Origin of the sequence: Virgisporangium ochraceum, assembly GCF_016863655.1 — a bacterium.
Classification (GTDB): domain Bacteria; phylum Actinomycetota; class Actinomycetes; order Mycobacteriales; family Micromonosporaceae; genus Virgisporangium; species Virgisporangium ochraceum.
In genome coordinates this window covers 79,067-95,148 of record NZ_BOPH01000031.1, presented here as the reverse complement: position 1 = coordinate 95,148, position 16,082 = coordinate 79,067, and the positions used below count along the sequence as shown (strand labels likewise).

General features: G+C 71.6%; 16 protein-coding genes. 13 read left to right on the top strand and 3 right to left on the bottom strand.

Features of this window, described 5'->3' with window-relative positions:
• The first annotated feature begins 85 nt into the window (after positions 1-85).
• The 7 genes from Voc01_RS13605 to Voc01_RS13575 are packed head-to-tail and all read left to right on the top strand — an operon-like array spanning position 86 to position 6,877.
• Positions 86-772 (top strand): response regulator transcription factor, encoded by a 687-nt coding sequence (locus Voc01_RS13605; protein ID WP_203927733.1) that lies wholly within the window; start codon positions 86-88, stop codon positions 770-772.
• Entirely contained in the window at positions 772-2,436 is a 1,665-nt protein-coding gene (locus Voc01_RS13600; RefSeq protein WP_203927732.1) for a sensor histidine kinase, read from the top strand. Before Voc01_RS13605 ends, Voc01_RS13600 begins: the two co-directional genes overlap by 1 nt.
• A gap of 51 nt (positions 2,437-2,487) precedes the next feature.
• Positions 2,488-4,299, top strand: coding sequence for a S9 family peptidase (locus Voc01_RS13595; protein WP_203927731.1), 1,812 nt, complete (start codon positions 2,488-2,490; stop codon positions 4,297-4,299).
• 26 nt (positions 4,300-4,325) lie between these two features.
• Complete coding sequence (locus Voc01_RS13590; protein WP_203927730.1) at positions 4,326-4,718, top strand: GntR family transcriptional regulator; 393 nt, start codon at positions 4,326-4,328, stop codon at positions 4,716-4,718.
• Complete coding sequence (locus Voc01_RS13585) at positions 4,715-5,596, top strand: ABC transporter ATP-binding protein (RefSeq protein ID WP_203927729.1); 882 nt, start codon at positions 4,715-4,717, stop codon at positions 5,594-5,596. Before Voc01_RS13590 ends, Voc01_RS13585 begins: the two co-directional genes overlap by 4 nt.
• On the top strand, positions 5,593-6,231 hold the full coding sequence (locus Voc01_RS13580) for an ABC-2 membrane transporter-related protein (RefSeq protein WP_203927728.1): 639 nt from the start codon (positions 5,593-5,595) through the stop codon (positions 6,229-6,231). The genes Voc01_RS13585 and Voc01_RS13580 overlap by 4 nt, the downstream gene beginning before the upstream one ends.
• A gap of 28 nt (positions 6,232-6,259) precedes the next feature.
• On the top strand, positions 6,260-6,877 hold the full coding sequence (locus Voc01_RS13575) for a PadR family transcriptional regulator (RefSeq protein WP_203927727.1): 618 nt from the start codon (positions 6,260-6,262) through the stop codon (positions 6,875-6,877).
• Between the two features lie 239 nt (positions 6,878-7,116).
• Here the strand turns inward: Voc01_RS13575 and Voc01_RS13570 are convergent, their stop codons facing one another.
• Positions 7,117-8,133: a M14 family zinc carboxypeptidase gene (locus tag Voc01_RS13570; RefSeq protein WP_203927726.1), complete on the bottom strand. Its 1,017-nt coding sequence runs from the start codon at positions 8,131-8,133 to the stop codon at positions 7,117-7,119.
• Positions 8,134-8,318: 185 nt separating this feature from the next.
• On the opposite strand from Voc01_RS13570, the gene Voc01_RS13565 reads away from it, so the two are divergent.
• The 4 genes from Voc01_RS13565 to Voc01_RS13550 are packed head-to-tail and all read left to right on the top strand — an operon-like array spanning position 8,319 to position 11,619.
• A complete protein-coding gene (locus tag Voc01_RS13565) occupies positions 8,319-9,689 on the top strand; it encodes a pyridoxal phosphate-dependent aminotransferase (protein WP_239160165.1) in 1,371 nt (456 codons plus the stop codon).
• Positions 9,686-10,159: a hypothetical protein gene (locus Voc01_RS13560; RefSeq protein WP_203927725.1), complete on the top strand. Its 474-nt coding sequence runs from the start codon at positions 9,686-9,688 to the stop codon at positions 10,157-10,159. Before Voc01_RS13565 ends, Voc01_RS13560 begins: the two co-directional genes overlap by 4 nt.
• 5 nt (positions 10,160-10,164) lie before the next feature.
• A complete protein-coding gene (locus Voc01_RS13555) occupies positions 10,165-10,788 on the top strand; it encodes a CbrC family protein (RefSeq protein ID WP_203927724.1) in 624 nt (207 codons plus the stop codon).
• Between the two features lie 21 nt (positions 10,789-10,809).
• A complete protein-coding gene (locus Voc01_RS13550) occupies positions 10,810-11,619 on the top strand; it encodes a VOC family protein (protein ID WP_203927723.1) in 810 nt (269 codons plus the stop codon).
• 42 nt (positions 11,620-11,661) lie between these two features.
• Here Voc01_RS13550 and Voc01_RS13545 read toward each other — a convergent pair whose 3' ends face one another.
• Positions 11,662-12,084, bottom strand: coding sequence for a MarR family winged helix-turn-helix transcriptional regulator (locus tag Voc01_RS13545; RefSeq protein WP_373873814.1), 423 nt, complete (start codon positions 12,082-12,084; stop codon positions 11,662-11,664).
• A 102-nt stretch (positions 12,085-12,186) separates the two neighbouring features.
• On the opposite strand from Voc01_RS13545, the gene Voc01_RS13540 reads away from it, so the two are divergent.
• Both Voc01_RS13540 and Voc01_RS13535 read left to right on the top strand, forming a co-directional pair.
• A complete protein-coding gene (locus Voc01_RS13540; protein ID WP_203927785.1) occupies positions 12,187-13,968 on the top strand; it encodes an ABC transporter ATP-binding protein in 1,782 nt (593 codons plus the stop codon).
• Positions 13,965-15,155, top strand: coding sequence for an alpha/beta fold hydrolase (locus Voc01_RS13535; RefSeq protein WP_239160164.1), 1,191 nt, complete (start codon positions 13,965-13,967; stop codon positions 15,153-15,155). The genes Voc01_RS13540 and Voc01_RS13535 overlap by 4 nt, the downstream gene beginning before the upstream one ends.
• Here Voc01_RS13535 and Voc01_RS13530 read toward each other — a convergent pair.
• Positions 15,138-16,073 carry an AraC family transcriptional regulator gene (locus tag Voc01_RS13530; protein WP_203927721.1) on the bottom strand — a complete coding sequence of 312 codons (936 nt, stop codon included), beginning with the start codon at positions 16,071-16,073 and terminating at the stop codon, positions 15,138-15,140. The genes Voc01_RS13535 and Voc01_RS13530 overlap by 18 nt on opposite strands.
• Between the last annotated feature and the right edge of the window lie 9 nt (positions 16,074-16,082).

The window sequence follows — 16,082 nt, the reverse complement described above, 5'->3', positions numbered from 1 at the left end:
GGCACAACGGCTTCGCACAGCATCTTCACAGGTTTCTCACAATCGCCCCGTCGTCAGGTGCGCCGGCAGGTCACAATGTGCGGCGATGGGTGCCCGGATCCTGGTCGCCGACGACGACCGCAAGCAGGCGGAGCTGATCCGCCTCTACCTCGAACGCGAGGGCCACGACGTCCTCACGGTGGGCAACGGACGCGCCGCACTGGACCAGTGCCGCGCCCGCCGGCCCGACCTCGTGGTGCTCGACGTGATGATGCCACTCGTCGACGGGCTCGACGTGTGCCGCATCCTGCGCGCCGAGTCGAGCGTCGCGATCCTGCTGGTGACCGCCCGGACCACCGAGGAGGACATGCTCCTCGGGCTCGACCTCGGCGCCGACGACTACCTCGCCAAGCCGGTGAGCCCGCGCGAGCTCACCGCCCGGGTGCGCGCGCTGCTGCGCCGCACCGGGGTCAGCTCCGGTGGTGGTAGGCCGGTGCTGCGGGTCGGCGGGCTGGAGATCGACGCCGACCGGTTCGAGGTGCGGGTCGACGGCGCGCAGGTGCAGCTGACGGCCAAGGAGTTCGGCATCCTCGAACTGCTCGCGAGCGAACCCGGCCGCGTCTACACCCGCGGTGAGATCATCAACCGGACGTTCGGGTTCGACTACGAGGTGTCCGCGCGTACCGTGGACGCCCACGTGGTGAACCTGCGGCGGAAGATCGAGGCCGACCCGGCCGCGCCGCGGTACGTGCAGACGGTGTACGGGCGGGGGTACCGGATGGCTGACCAGTAGTGTCGTTCCGGCTGCGGGTGTTCCTGCTGGTCATGCTGGTCGCGGTCACCGCGATCGGCGCGACGGCGTGGCTCACGCTCAGTCTCGCGTCGAAGCGGGTGTCCGACGCCGTGGCGGCGAGCAAACGCGACACCGCGGTGATCACCCGCACGCTCGGCGACTTCGCCCACGACCGTGGTACCTGGCAGGGCGTCGACGGCCGGGTGCGGGAGCTGTCCGACGAGTACCGGGTGCGGATCCGGATGGCCACGATCAACGGCAACGTGATCGTCGACAGCGACCACCTCGCCCAGCGGGCCGCCCGTCCGACGCTCGGCACCGCGAACCTGGTCGACCCGCGGCCGAAGCTGAAGATCCCGGAGCGGGTGTTCCCGGCCGACCCGGCGAACGAGAAGGTCGTGTTCGAGCGGGCCCGGTTCGCGCGCAACTGGGTGCAGGAGGCCCTGCGCGACTACCGGTACACCGTGCACCTCACCACCTGCGTCTGGAACGGCTACAAGCAGGTGCTGCCGCTGATCGAGGGCGAGAACGGCGTCGCGACCGCCAACGCCGTCTCCCGCGACTTCATCGACTGCGACAAGCAGGCGGCGGTCCGGGCCGACGAGGGTGTCGCCTCCGACGCCGCCGGCCTCGAAACCTGCCCGATCACCGACGAACGGTTCCGGGCGTGCCTGGAGGGCGAGTTCTCCGACCGGGTGGCGCAGGTCGGTCCCGAGCCGCTGCAGCTGTTCCTCGGCGGCATCGACAGCGAACCGGCCGACCTGCTCGGCACCCCGCTGATCATCGCCGCGGGCGCGGTGACCCTGCTCGCGCTCGTCGGTACCGCGCTCATCGCGCGGCAGGTGAGCCGGCCCATCCGGTCGCTGACCGCCGCGTCCCGCCGGTTGACCGACGGCGACTTCGACGCGCGCGTGACCGTAGGCGGCAACGACGAGCTGGGACAGCTGTCGTACTCGTTCAACCGGATGGCCGAGGCGATCCAGCACGCCGAGGAGGACCAGCGCCGGCTGGTGGCCAGCGTCGCGCACGAACTGCGCACCCCGCTGTCGAACCTGCGCGGGTACCTGGAGGCGCTCCAGGACGGGGTGGTGCGGCCCAGCCCCGAGCTCTTCGGGTCGCTGTACGAGGAGGTGCTGCTGCAGCGGCGCATCCTCGACGATCTGCAGGACCTGGCGCTCGCCGAGGCCGGCAGCCTGGCCTACCGGCGCGAGCCGACCGACCTGGCCGAGCTGGTCGCGATGAGCGCCCGGGCGCACCTCGCGGTGGCGGAGGAGGCCGGGGTCGCGCTGACCGCCTACGCCAACAACTCGCTGCCGGTGCTGGTCGACCAGGACCGCATCCGGCAGGTCCTGGGCAACCTCATCACCAACGGCGTGCGGTACACCCCGGCGGGCGGCACACTGACGTTGTACGCGTACGCCTCGGCCGGGCAGGCCGTCGTGGAGGTCACCGACACCGGGCGCGGCATCGCCGAGGGCGACCTGCCGCACGTGTTCAAGCGCTTCTGGCGGGCCGACGCCGCGCGCGACCGGGCCTCCGGCGGCAGCGGGCTGGGTCTCACGATCGCGCGCCAGATCACCGTGGACCATCAGGGCCAGCTCCGCGTGTCGAGCCGGCTCGGCGTCGGCACGACGTTCACGCTCGCCCTCCCCCTGAACGCGTAGTCGGCGCTACGCTACTGATTGAATTTCCTCAATCAGTGGAGGGGCACCCCCATGACCGACTGGCGCGACCGTTTCCGGGCACCGCAGATCTGGCTGGCCTCCCCCGCCCGCCACCACCCCGACCGGTGGCTGGTCGTCGCCAGCCAGGACGGCTCGACCACGCAACTGTTCGTCTGGGACGCCGCGTCCGACCGGCTCGACGCCCGCACCGGCGACCCGCTGAACGTGCTCGACGGCTGGATCGACCCGGCCGGCAGGTACGTCCACCACCTCCGCGACGAGCAGGGATCGGAGTTCGGCCACCTGGTGCGGGTGCCGGTCGACGGCGGCGACACCGAGGACCTCACCCCCGACCTGCCCCCGTACACGCTGCGCGGGGTCGGCTTCGACGGCGACGGCTCGCTCGTGGTCATCAACCCGGTGAACCCCGACGGCTTCGCGTTGTACGCGATCCCCGAGGGCGGCGAACCGCGCCTGCTGTACCGCGACACCTGGGAGACCTGGGGCGCGCTGGCCTCCGCCCGCGGTGACCTCGCCGCCTGCTGGTCGACGGCCCGGGCGAAGGGCGTGCGCCAGTACACCCTGCTCGTCCTCGACACCACCACCGGCGACCTCGTCGCCGAGCTCGACGACGGCCCGGAGACCAGCATCGTCGGCACGGTGTTCAGCCAGGTGGACGGCGACGACCGCGTCGTCGCCACGACGACCCGCACCGGCGTCTCCCGCCCGCTGGTATGGAACCCGCGCACCGGCGAACGCACCGACATCGACCTGCCCGACGTCGACGGCGACGTCGTCGCGCTGGACTGGTCACCCGACGCCGGCCGCATCCTGCTCTGCGGGCTCGCCGGCGCGCAGCGGCTCTACAGCTACGACGTCGCCACCGCGACGGTGACCGCGCTCGACCACCCGCCCGGCACCTACCACGACCCGATCGCCGGCGGTGCCCGGTACGACCCGGCCGGCAACATCGTCGGCCTGCGACAGACCGCGGTCGCGGCACCGTCCATCGTGGAGCTCGACGGCGCCACCGGGCGGCAGCGCCGCGTCCTGCTGGCGGCGGGCGCCGCGCCGCCCGGCCGTCCCTGGCGATCGGTGACGTTCGAGAGCGCCGACGGCGCGACCGTGCAGGCCTGGGTCGCCGTCCCCGAGGGCACCGGCCCGTTCCCGACGATCCTGGAGACCCACGGCGGCCCGCACTACATCGCGTACGAGAAGTACGACCCGGGCGCACAGGCGTTCCTCGACAACGGCTACGCCTGGATCTCCGTGAACTACCGCGGTTCGGTCGGCTTCGGCCGCGACTTCACCGAGAAGATCTGGGGCGACATGGGCCACTGGGAGCTGGCCGACATGGCCGCCGCCCACGAATGGGTCGTGCGCGAGGGCATCGCCCGGCCCGACCGGATCTTCGCGTTCGGCGCCTCGTACGGCGGCTACCTGACGCTGTTCGCGCTCGGCCGGCGGCCCGACCTGTGGGCCGGCGGCGTCGGCATCGTCGCCGAGGCCGACCTCGTCGCGAGCTACGCGGAGGTGTCCGACGCGCTGAAGGCCGCGATGCGCGGCTGGATGCGAGGGACCCCGGAGGAGCGCCCCGAGGCGTGGGCCCGCTCGTCGCCGATCACGTACGTCGCCGACTTCGCCGCGCCGGCGCTGGTGATCCAGGCCCGTAACGACAGCCGCATCGGGGTCACGCAGATGGAGGACTTCGAACGCCGCATGCGCGAGCACGGCAAGGAGCTCGACCTGGTCTGGCTCGACGGCGGCCACCAGTCGTTCGGCCCCGACACCATGGTCCTCTGCTGGGAGCGGACGCTGGCGTTCCTCGACGGCATCCGGCGAGACAAAGAACTAGACAACTAGTTATTTAGTTGTCTATCGTTCGCTCTGTGCTCGACTTCCATCTCGACCGGCGGGGCGGACTGCCGCCCTACCAACAGCTGATCCAGCAGGTGCAGCAGGCCGTGCGGCTGGGCACGCTGGTGCCCGGCGACCAGCTGCCCACCGCGAAGAGCGTCGTCGCGGCGCTCGGCATCAATCCCAACACCGTCCTCAAGGCGTACCGCGAACTGGAGCACGCCGGTGTCGTCGAGATGCGGGCCGGCGTGGGCACGTTCGTGCTCGCCTCGGCGCCGCCCGCGACCGCCACCGCGCACCCGCGCCTACGCACCCGCCTCGCCACCTGGATGCTCGCGGCGCAGCAGGCCGGCCTCGCGCCCGGCGACGTGCGGGCCCTGTTCGAGGCGACCTTCACAGACACCTACGGACGGGGAGCCGCATGAACGCGATCACCGCGACCGGCGTCGGACAGCGGTTCAAGGGCCGGTGGGTGCTGCGGCGGTGCTCGTTCGCCGTTCCGCCGGGCCGGGTGGTCGGGCTGGTCGGCCCGAACGGCGCCGGCAAGACCACGCTGCTGCGCGTGCTCGCCGGCCTGCTCCGGCCCACCGAGGGCGAGGTGCGACTTGACGGCCGCGACCCGGCGGCGCCCGAGGGCCTGCCCACCGTGGCGTTCCTGGCGCAGAGCAAGCCGCTCTACCCCCGCTTCACCGTCGACGACACCGTGCGCTTCTGCCGCGAGCTCAACCCGCGCTTCGACGAGCCGTTCGCCCGCGAGCGCCTACGCCGCCTCGACATCCCGTCGGCGCAGCGGGTCGGCCGGCTCTCCGGCGGCCAGCGCGCCCAGGTGGCGCTCACGCTCACCCTGGCCAAGCGCGCCCGGCTGGTCCTGCTCGACGAGCCCATGGCCGACCTCGACCCACTGGGGCGCAACGACGTCATGCGCGACCTCATGGCCGCCACCGCCGAGCACGGCCTCACCGTGGTGCTGTCGTCGCACGTGCTCGCCGACCTCGAAGACTCCTGCGACCACCTGGTGATGGTGCAGCAGGGCCGCGTCCAGCTCGCCGGCGACGTCGACGACCTGCGCGCCGCGCACCTGGCCGTCGACGGCCTGCGCGAGCACGCCGCCGCACTGACCCCGCACACGGTCATCCAGGAGGGCGGCAGCGGCCGGCAGGCGACCGCGCTGCTGCGCCCGAACGGGACCTTCGCCGACCCGCGCTGGGCCACCCGCACACCGAGCCTGGAGGAGATCGTGCTCGCCTACCTACGCAACCCCGACGCCGCAACGCTTCCCGCCCTGGAACTGGTGACATCGTGACCTGGGTGGCCTGGCGCCAGACCCGCGCGACCGCGCTCGGGGTCGCCGGAATCCTCGCGCTGTTCGGGCTGCTGGCCGTTCTCGAGGACGTGCGGCCGCACACGTTCTCCGGCATCACGGTCAACTTCACGCCGTACCTGTTCCTGTTCCTCGCGTTGCTCCTCGGCGCGCCGCTGGTGAGCCGCGAGCTCGAACTCGGCACGCACCAGTTCGCATGGACCCAGTCGGTCACGCGCCGCCGCTGGCTCGCGTACCGGCTCGGCGCCGCCGTCGGCGTCGCGCTGCTCGCGGTCGCGGCCCAGCAGGTGACGCTGAGCACGGTGCGCACCGCCGGGCCGGTGCTCCCCGGCGACCCGCGCTTCCTCGTACACGGGGTGCTGCCGTACGCGTTGGCGGCGTTCGTGGTGACGTCCGGCGCGCTCGCCGGCGCCGTGATCCGGCGTACCGTACCGGCGCTCGGCACCACGCTGCTGGTCACCATCGCCACGATCGGCGTGCTCAGCGCGGTCCCATATGGCAGTTCGGGATGGGCGGCGCGGTACTGGCCGGCGCAGCTCGCGCTCGGCGGTGCCCTGCTGGCGCTCGCCGTGGGGCAGGCCGCCGCGACGTTCCGCCTCGTGGAAGGCAGGCGTTAGCACTCCCCTTGGGAGTAATACTGGACCCATGACGGTGGCGCTCACCACGACCTCGCACGCGATCCTCGGCCTGCTGGCGATCCAGCCGTGGTCGAGCTACGAGCTGACCAAGCAGATGAGCCGCAGCCTGCACCACTTCTGGCCCCGGGCCGAGAGCAAGCTGTACGAGGAGCCGAAGAAGCTGGTGGCCCAGGGGCTGGCGACGGCGAGCACCCGTACCGTCGGCCGGCGCACCAGCACCGTCTACGAGATCACGCCGGCCGGCCGGGCCGCCCTCAGGGAGTGGGTCGGCGTGCCCGGTGCCGGGCCGGCGCTGGAGTTCGAGCTGCTGCTGAAGGTCTTCTTCAGCGAGAACGGCAGCCGGGCCGACCTGCTGGCCAACCTGAAGGCGGCGGCGGAGTGGGCCGCGGAGCGGCAACGCCAGAACATCGAGGTGGCCCGCGAGTACGCCGACGGCGACGGGCCCTTCCCGGAGCGGGTCGCCCAGGCCACGCTGGTGGTGGCCTGTTTGACAAGCTACTGGGACGCGATAGCGACCTGGGCCGAGTGGGCGAGGCAGACGGTCGAAGCCTGGCCGGAGGACGTCTCACGGGCAGAGCCGCCCTGGGACCTGATCCGCTCCCTCGCCGCCCGCCCCCTCCCCTGACCAGGCCACGCCTCTGCCCCACGCCGCCGCCCCGCACACACCCCCAACCCGCGCCGATCTTGCAGTTGTGGCCGCACCTATTTCATGTTATGTCCGCCTATCGTGGGGGCCACAACTGCAAGATCGGCGAGCAGCAAGGCGGCCCAGCAGCCAGCGAGGGGCGCGCCGGGCAGCGAGCAAGCCGGCGGACAGCGAGCAAGCCGGCGGACAGCGGGCCGCCCGACCAGCAGCGAGCCGGTTCAGTCGGGCAGAGACGGGCCCCTCGCCGGTACCGTGTCCGCCGCCGCGGGGTCGACCCGCCACAGCGAGCCGTCCGCCGCGCCCTGCGCCGTCGCGAGCATCGAGACGAACGCGGCCCGGATCTGGGCCGGCACCTGCTCGGCGGGCAGGTTCGACAGCTCCACCAGCAGCGACGCGCTTCCCAGCACCCCGTACGCGTTGCGGGCGATGCCCTCGTAGTCACCGCCCGGATACCGGGTGACGTTCGCGCCAGCCAGGTACGTCATCGCCTGGTAGTTGCTCACCGCCAGCTGCCGTCCGCGGTTCACCGCGTCGGCGCCTGCCAACGGCGTCGTCGGCCACAGGATCGACGCGGTGGTCTCGCGGCCGTCGGGCTGCAGGTAGCGGCCCTGCATGTGGTAGTCGACCACGATCGATGGACGAACAGCTCGCCACCACGAAAGCACCGCCCGCGACTCGGGCACCGGGTTGTCGGAGATCGGCGTCAGTGGATTGTGAAAACGGTTGATGTCGTAGCCGACGCCGGGCTGCGAGTACTCACCGGAAGCGGTCGGGTCGTGGTTGTAGCGCTGGTCGCGCACCGCGCCGTCGGGGTTGGCCTGCACCACGATGTCGATGGTCAGCCGGCTGAGCAGCCACCTGTGCCAGGCCGACCGCGGCACGCCGAGCACCCACAGCGCCTGGATCGCCGCCGGGGTGCCGAGCGGCTCGTCGCCGTGCTGCTGGGTCACATACAGCAGGCGCGTCGGCCCGCGGCCGACGGTGGCCAACCGCAGCGGGCGCCCCTCGTTGCTGCGGCCGATCGCGCCGAGCCGCACCCGGCCGTCACTCGCCCGCGCGATCGCCGCGAGCGCCGATCCGACCTGCTCGGGGCTCGGTTCCGACGGCACGAGAGTGGCGGGCGCGGCCAGCGTCGTGGGTTGCGGCGGCGGCGCGGGTTCCGCTTTCACGGGGGACGGACCGAGCAACGGGACCGCGAGCAGAGCCGCAAAGACGCCGATCACCTTTGATCTCATCGAGTGCTCCTGGGATCGAAGTGCGTAGATGACAAGAACCCCACCACGCCACCAGGAAGAACGCGAGTCGATCTTTAGCGCGCGTTAGGTGCGCCCGAAATCACCATTGCGAGACGGATTCTGGGAACGATTACGCGTACCGTCCGACTGCGGGAGACGCGGGCATCGATCGATGGAGGTTTCTGTTGCGCCACGGTTCAGTTGACACCAGCCTGTTGCGGCAGGGCGCGCACAGCCCCTCGTACTTCGCGCTCTCCCGCAGCATGGGACCGGATGCCAAGGAGAAGCTCGCCGACTTCTGCATCCCCTGCAACCCGTACTTCCCCACGCCGGAGATGTTCGCCAAGCTCAGCGAGAGCCTGGTCGACATCCTGAAGTACTACCCGAGCGACTCGGGCACCATCACCAAGCAGCTGTGCCAGGTGCTGAAACTGCACCCGCAGACGGTGGCGATGGCCAACGGGTCCACCGAGCTCATCACGTGGATCGACCACCTTCTCATCAAGGAGAGCGTGGCGATCCCGATCCCCACCTTCGGCCGGTGGACCGACCAGCCGATGGAGACCGGCAAGCGGGTCGACATGTATCCGCTGCAGGAGCGCGACAACTTCGCGCTGAACCTCGACCACTACATCTCGTTCATCCGGCAGCGGGGGTCGCGCGTCGCGGTCATCTGCAACGTGAACAACCCCGACGGCAACTACATCCCGCGCCGCGAGGTGCTGCGGTTCATGGACCAGCTCAGCGACCTCGACCTCGTGGTCATCGACGAGTCGTTCATCGACTTCGTCGACGCCGAGCGGTACCCGTCGGTCGGTCCCGACGCGACGATCCGGCCGAACGTGGTGGTGCTCAAGAGCCTGGGCAAGAACTTCGGCCTGCACGGCATCCGGTTCGGCTACATGATCGCCAACCCGGCCATCACCGGGAAGATCGGCAAGGCCCTGCCGAAGTGGAACCTGAACTCGTTGGCCGAGTCCGTCGTCTTCATGCTCAAGGACTACGAGGCCGAGTACCGCGAGAGCCTGCGCCTGCTGTCGCGTGACCGCATGCGCATGGCCGAGTCGCTGATGCGCGTGCCGGGCCTGACCGTCTACCCGTCGCAGGGCAACTTCATCCTCATCAAGGTGCCGGGCAACTGGGACGGTGTCGCGATGCGCGACCACCTCATCAGCCAGCACGGCGTGTACGTGCGGGAGTGCGGCAACAAGCTCGGCATGACCAGCCAGTTCCTGCGCCTGGTCGTGCGTCCCGAGGACGACGTGGCCAAGCTCATCGACGGCATGGCGTCGTACGCCCGCACCCTGCAGCCCGAGCCGCAGCAGTACCGCGAGTTCGGCACCGACTTCAACGACGACCCGCTCACCGGCGACCTGCCGATGACCGGCACCGGAATCATGAACCTCGGCTCGCTGTCGAACGGGTACCAGGCCGGCTCGTACTCCAACGGGTCGTACACGAGCCCGCCCGTCGTCACCACCCTGCCCGAGCGCCGTTCGCGGCGGCCCGTCTACAACGGGCACAACGGCCACAACGGCATGGCGGCCGCGCGGTGACCGTGCTCGATGCGCCCGCCTCCGCGAGCGCGGTGACCGTCGATCCGCTGGTCTTTCCCTCGCGGTTCGTCGGTACCACCGACATCGACGGTTGGCGCATCAAGACCTACCGGGTCTGCCCGACGACCGGGTCGCACATGCTCGCGGCGGCCCGCCGGACGGTGGCGGCGACGCTGCCGCTGCGGCCCGACCGGGTGGGCGCGTTCGGCGTCGGCTTCCTGGTGGTGCACCTCACGGAGTGCCGCCTGCTGGCACAGCTCAACTGGTGGGTCCGGCCCGACGAGCTGTACCAGCACACGTTCGCCGCTCCCCCGGACGCGCCGCAGGACCTGGCGCCGCTGGACACGGCCGCGATCAGCGGGATCTCCGAGCTCGCGATCGCCGCGCACGAGGGTGCGGCGTGGCGCCGTCACGTCATCGCGAACCCGGCCGGGCCCGACATCGAGGCCTACCTGAAGGATGTTTACTAGGCAGGGTGAGCCAACCCTTCCCGTTGTTCGCGGCACCGCTGTCGGAAGCTGCCGGTCACACCGGCGCCGGGCCGTGCGTGGTGTGCGGTGCCGAGGTGGACGAACGGTTGCGGCTCCGCGGTAGCGGCCGGCTCGTGCCGCAGGAGGCGCCGTCCGACCCCGACGACGCGGTGTGCGTGCCCTGCCTGCGGGCCGGGCACGTCGCGTTCACCCGCGACACCGAGTACGGCCTGGTGCGGTGGGAGGACGCCGTGGCCGGCCGCACCCACGGCGTCCCCGATCTCCGTCATGCCGACGGCTTCCCGCTGAGCGAGCCGAACGAGGACGGCTGGGTGTCGGTCGAGATCCCGGCGATGGTGCTGTTGGAACTGGTGCGTACGCCCGACTACGTGACGTGGCAGGGCGAGCGCTGGCTGTTCTGCTGCGGGTCCGCGATGGTCTACATCGGACGGTGGAGGCAGGACGACGTGGTCCGGCACGTTCCCGCCGACCCGGCGGCGGCGTTCCTGGCCATCTTCGAGGGCGCCGAACCGTGGATGTGGGCCGACCTCGACGACCTGAGCATCGACTTCCACGCGTTCCGCTGCCGTTCGTGCGACCGGGTGCGCGGCCACACGGATATGTCGTAGCCCCGGCGTACGGTCGGGTGCATGGCTGATTCGAGAACCTACCCGCACGGCGTGCCGAGCTGGATCGAGACGGAGCAGCCCGATCCGGGCGCGGCACGCGCGTTCTACGGCGACCTGTTCGGCTGGACCTTCGAAGACCGGCCGGGCGGCTACACGATCGCCCGCCTCGCCGGCCGCGAGGTGGCCGGAATTCTCCCGGGTACCGGCACGGCCGGCTGGTCGACGTACGTCGCCGTCGACGACGCCGATGCCGCCGCCGAGCGGGTCGTCGCCGGCGGCGGCCGGGTGCTGCGCGCGCCCGAAGACGCCGGCCCCGCCGGCCGCTCGGCCCTGGTAGCCGACCCGCAGGGCGCCACCTTCGGCCTGTGGCAGGCCGGTCACCGGCTGGGTGCACAGGCCACAAACGAGCCGGGCGCGTGGAACTTCAGCAACCTCCACACGCCGGAGCCGGCCCCGGCAACCGACTTCTACACCTCCGCCTTCGGCTGGTCGTTCGACGACATCGGCTTCGGCGTGATGATCCGCGTCCCCGGTTACGGCGACCATCTCGCCGACACGGTCGACCCGACCATCCACGAGCGGCAAGACGGCATCAGCGCCCCGCCCGGCTTCGCCGACGCCGTGGCCTGGCTGGTTCCGGAGAGCCCGGGGCAGACGCCCCGCTGGCACGTGGTGTTCACGGTGGCCGACCGTGACGCGACGGTCGCCACCGCCGAGCGACTGGGCGGCACGGTCGAGGCGCAGGAAGACTCCGACTGGACCCGCCTGGCGGTCCTCCGCGACCCGTGGGGCGCCACGTTCAGCGCGAGCCAGTTCACCCCGCCGGAGTAGGCGCGACGGTGTAGGCGCGACGGTGTAGGCGCGACGGAGGAGTCAGTCCCGGAGGGTGCGGAGGATGCGCGCGAGCGTCCTCCGGTCCTCCGGGTCGAGGGCGGCGAACGAACGGTCGGTCTCCGCCGAGGCGGCATCGCGGATGTCGCGGCCCACGCCCGCCCCGCGGTCGGTCAGGGCCACCAGGGTGGCCCGGCGGTCGGTCGGGTCGGGGCGGCGCTCCACCAGGCCGCGCTCCTCCAGCGCGTCGACCACCTCGGTGGTCGAGCGGGGGGCGATGCGCAGGTGCTCCGACAGGTGGTTCAGGCGCATGTCGCCGTGTTTGGCCAGCACCCGCACCGCCCGTGCCTGGCCGGGCGTGATGTCCCACTTCTCCAGCGCGGCGCTCGAGGCGTGCCGCATCCGCCGGGCCACCGCCCAGAACAGCCCGGGAAGGTCGCCAAGGTCGTCGTCATCGGCCGGCACGCGGAATACCGTACCAGCCACTGTTGTTGTTCCCTCATGATGAGGTAACCTCAGCATTATCGAGAGGCTGACAGAAAGAAGAAAATCTTGGACGAAGTTCCCATGGAGCGCGGCGGCAAGGGCCGCCCGCACACCGTCTCCGCCGCAGAGAAGGCCGCCGAGAAGGCGCAGGCCAAGGACGTTTCCCTGCGCCGGATCGGGCGGCTGTTCACCCCGCACCGGAGCCAGCTCACGATCGTCGTCGCGATGATCGTGGCGTCGTCGATCGTGTCGATGGCGTCGCCGTTCCTGCTGCGCGAGGTCATCGACGTCGCGCTGCCGGAGCAGAACCTCCGGCTGCTCGTCTGGCTGGTGGTCGGCATGGTCGGCGTCGCCGCCGCCACGTCGGCGCTCGGCGTGGTGCAGACGTGGATCTCCACCACCGTCGGACAGCGGGTCATGCACCGGCTGCGCACCGACGTCTTCCGGCACCTGCACCGCCAGTCGATCGCGTTCTTCACGCGGACCCGCACCGGCGAGGTCCAGTCCCGGATCACCAACGACATCGGCGGCATGCAGTCGGTGGTCACCAACACCGCGACCGGCATCGCGTCGAACCTCACCACCGCGGTCGCCACGATCGTGGCGATGCTGGCGCTGTCGTGGCAGCTGTCGCTGGTCTCCCTGGTGGTTCTGCCGCCGGCGGTCGTCCTCACCCGCAAGGTGGCCCGGATGCGCCGCGAGATCACCGCCAAGCGCCAGCGCGAACTGGCCGACCTCAACGTCACCATCGAGGAGGGCCTGTCGATCAGCGGCGTACAGCTGAGCAAGACGATGGGCGCCGGCACGGCCCTGGTCGACCGGTTCACCCGCTCGTCGACCCGGCTCATCGACCTGGAGCTGCGCTCCGAGCTCGCCGGCCGCTGGCGGATGGCGTGGATGAGCGTCATCTTCGCGGCGATCCCCGCCGTGATCTACCTCGGCGCGGGCCTGTCGAACGCGCTCACCATCGGCACCGTCGTCGCGTTCACCGCCCTGCAGTCCGGGCTGTTCCGGCCGCTGATGGGGCTGCTCGGCGTCGGTGTGTCGATCACCAGCTCGCTCGCCCTGTTCGCGCGCATCTTCGAGTACCTCGACCTGCCCGTCGACGTCGACGACCCGGAGCACCCGGTGGAGCCGTGGAACGTGGAAGGCCACCTCCGGTTGGAGAACGTCAGCTTCCGCTACCCCGGCAGCGACACGCCGGCCGTCGACGGCGTCACCCTCGACGTGCCGCCGGGGCACACGCTCGCGCTCGTCGGCGAGACCGGCTCGGGCAAGAGCACGATCGCGGCACTGATCGCCCGGCTGTACGACCCCACGGGTGGACGCGTGACGATCGACGGCGTCGACATCCGCGACCTGCGGCTCGACGACCTGGCCGCGATCGTCGGCGTCGTCAGCCAGGAGACGTACCTGCTGCACACGACGATCCGCGAGAACCTGCGCTACGCGCGTCCCGACGCCTCTGACGCCGAGATCGAGCGCGCCGCCCGCGCGGCACAGATCCACGACCACATCGCGGCGCTGCCCGAGGGGTACGACACGGTGGTCGGCTCGCGCGGACACCGGTTCTCCGGCGGCGAGAAGCAACGCATCGCGATCGCGCGCACGCTGCTGCGTGACCCGCGCATCCTCGTGCTCGACGAGGCGACCAGCGCCCTCGACACCGACACCGAACGGGCGGTGCAGCGGGCGTTCGCGACCCTGGCCGCCGGTCGCACGACGGTCACCATCGCCCACCGGCTGTCGACGGTGCGCGACGCCGACGAGATCGTGGTGATCGGGCATGGCCGCATCGAGGAGTCCGGCACCCACACCGCCCTGGTCGACGCCGGCGGCAGGTACGCGACACTGGCCTCATGATGATCAGGACGCAGGGACTCGTGCTCGTCGAGCACGAGTTCGAGGTCCCCCTCGACCACGCGAACCCCGGCGCGACCATCACGGTGTTCGCCCGCGAGGTCGCCGACCCCGCCGGCCTCGACCGGCCCTACCTCGTCTACCTCCAGGGCGGACCCGGCTTCGAGGCTCCGCGGCCGACCCGGCACCCCACGTCGCCGAGCTGGCTCGACACGGCCCTGAGCCGGTACCGCGTCCTCATGCTCGACCAGCGCGGCACCGGCCGCTCCACGCCGGTCGAGCCCGGAGCGACCGCCGACCACCTCACGCACTTCCGCGCCGACTCGATCGTGCGCGACGCCGAGGTCGTCCGCGAGGCGCTCGGCGTCGACCGGTGGAGCATCCTCGGCCAGTCCTTCGGCGGCTTCTGCGCGATGACCTACCTGTCGCTCGCACCGCACAGCCTTGCCGCCGCGTACATCACCGGTGGCGTCCCGCCGCTCGGCCGCGGTCCCGACGAGATCTACGCCGCGACGTACGACCGCATGCGCGAGGCCAACCGCCGCTACTACGACCGCTACCCCGCCGACCGCGACCGGGTCCGGAACCTTCCGACGGGGCTGACGCTCGCCGACGGCGACCCGCTCACCGTGCGGCGGCTGCGCACCGCGGGCGGTCACCTCGGAATGGACGGCGGCGCCGAACACCTGCACTACCTCCTGGAGCTGCCGCCCCGGAGCCCAGCGTTCCGCCACGACCTGCTGCAGTCACTGCCGTTCGCGCGCAACCCGCTGTACGCGGTGATCCACGAGGCCTGCTACGCCGACGGCACCGCCACCCGCTGGTCGGCCGACCGCGTGATGCCGCAGGACTTCCGCGACGACGAGACGCTGTTCACCGGCGAGCACCTGTTCCCCTGGATGCTCGACGAGTACGCCGCGCTGAACCCGTTCACGGAAGCCGCGAACCAGCTCGCCGACCACGAGTGGCCCGCGCTCTACGACCCGGAGGTCCTGCGGCGCAACGAGGTGCCGGTGGCCGCGTCGGTGTACGTCGACGACCCGTTCGTCACGAGCGGGTTCTCGATGGAGACGGTCGCGCAGGTGCGCGGCATGCGCGCCTGGCTCACGAACGAGTACCTCCACAATGGACTCCGCGTCGACGGCGACCGCGTCCTCGGTCACCTCATGGACCTAGCCGACGGGCGTTGAGCGCCGGAACCGACCGGGCGCGACCCCGTACCTCCGCTTGAACGCGGCCGAGAACGCGAACTCCGACGCGTACCCGACCCGCGCCGCCACCGCGGTCAACGGCTGGTCGGACTCGCGCAGCAGGCGCGCCGCGGTGGTCATCCGCCACCACGTCAGGTAGGCCAGCGGCGGCTGGCCGAGCTGTGCGGAGAACCTGCGCGCGAACGGCGCCCGCGACAGGCCCGCCTCGGCGGCGAGCGCGGCCACCGTCCACGGCCGGGCCGGGTCGCCGTGGATGGCCCGCAGCGCCGCCGCGGTGACCGGGTCGTTCAGCGCCGCCGCCCAACCGACCGGGGCGGTGACCGGCTGGGCGTCGAACCACGTGCGCAGCACGTACAGCAGCAACGTGTCGAGCAGCGCGGGCACGATCGCGTCGGTGCCGAGGCGGGGCTGCGCCAGCTCCGCGGCGAGCAGGTCCACAGTGGACCGTAGGCCGGGGTTGCGACCGAGATGGGCGGGCAGGTGCACGACCTCGGGCAGCGCGTCGAGCAACGGGTGGCCGCCGCCGGGGTCGAACTCGTAGGCGCCGCACAGGGTCACGGTGACGCTGGTGCCGCCGGAGCCGATCGTCTCGTTGGCGTACCGCTGGAGGCGGCGGGCGTCGTCGGGCCGGCAGGCCGGTCCGACGTACGCGGGTGTCGGGCTGTCGGCGAGCGCGTGAGGACCGCCGTGCGGACGGAACACGACGTCGCCGACGCCCAGCGGCACCGGGTCCTCGGACGGGCGCAGCAGCCAGCACGGACCTCGCAGCACCACGTGGAAGCCCGCCGACCCGGGGAACGGCTCGAACCACTGGCCCCACGGCCCGTGGAACTCCAGCCGGGCCGACCGCGGTTCTCCGGTGCGCAGCACCGTGATGACGTCGCTCAGCACGTCCATCCCGCGATC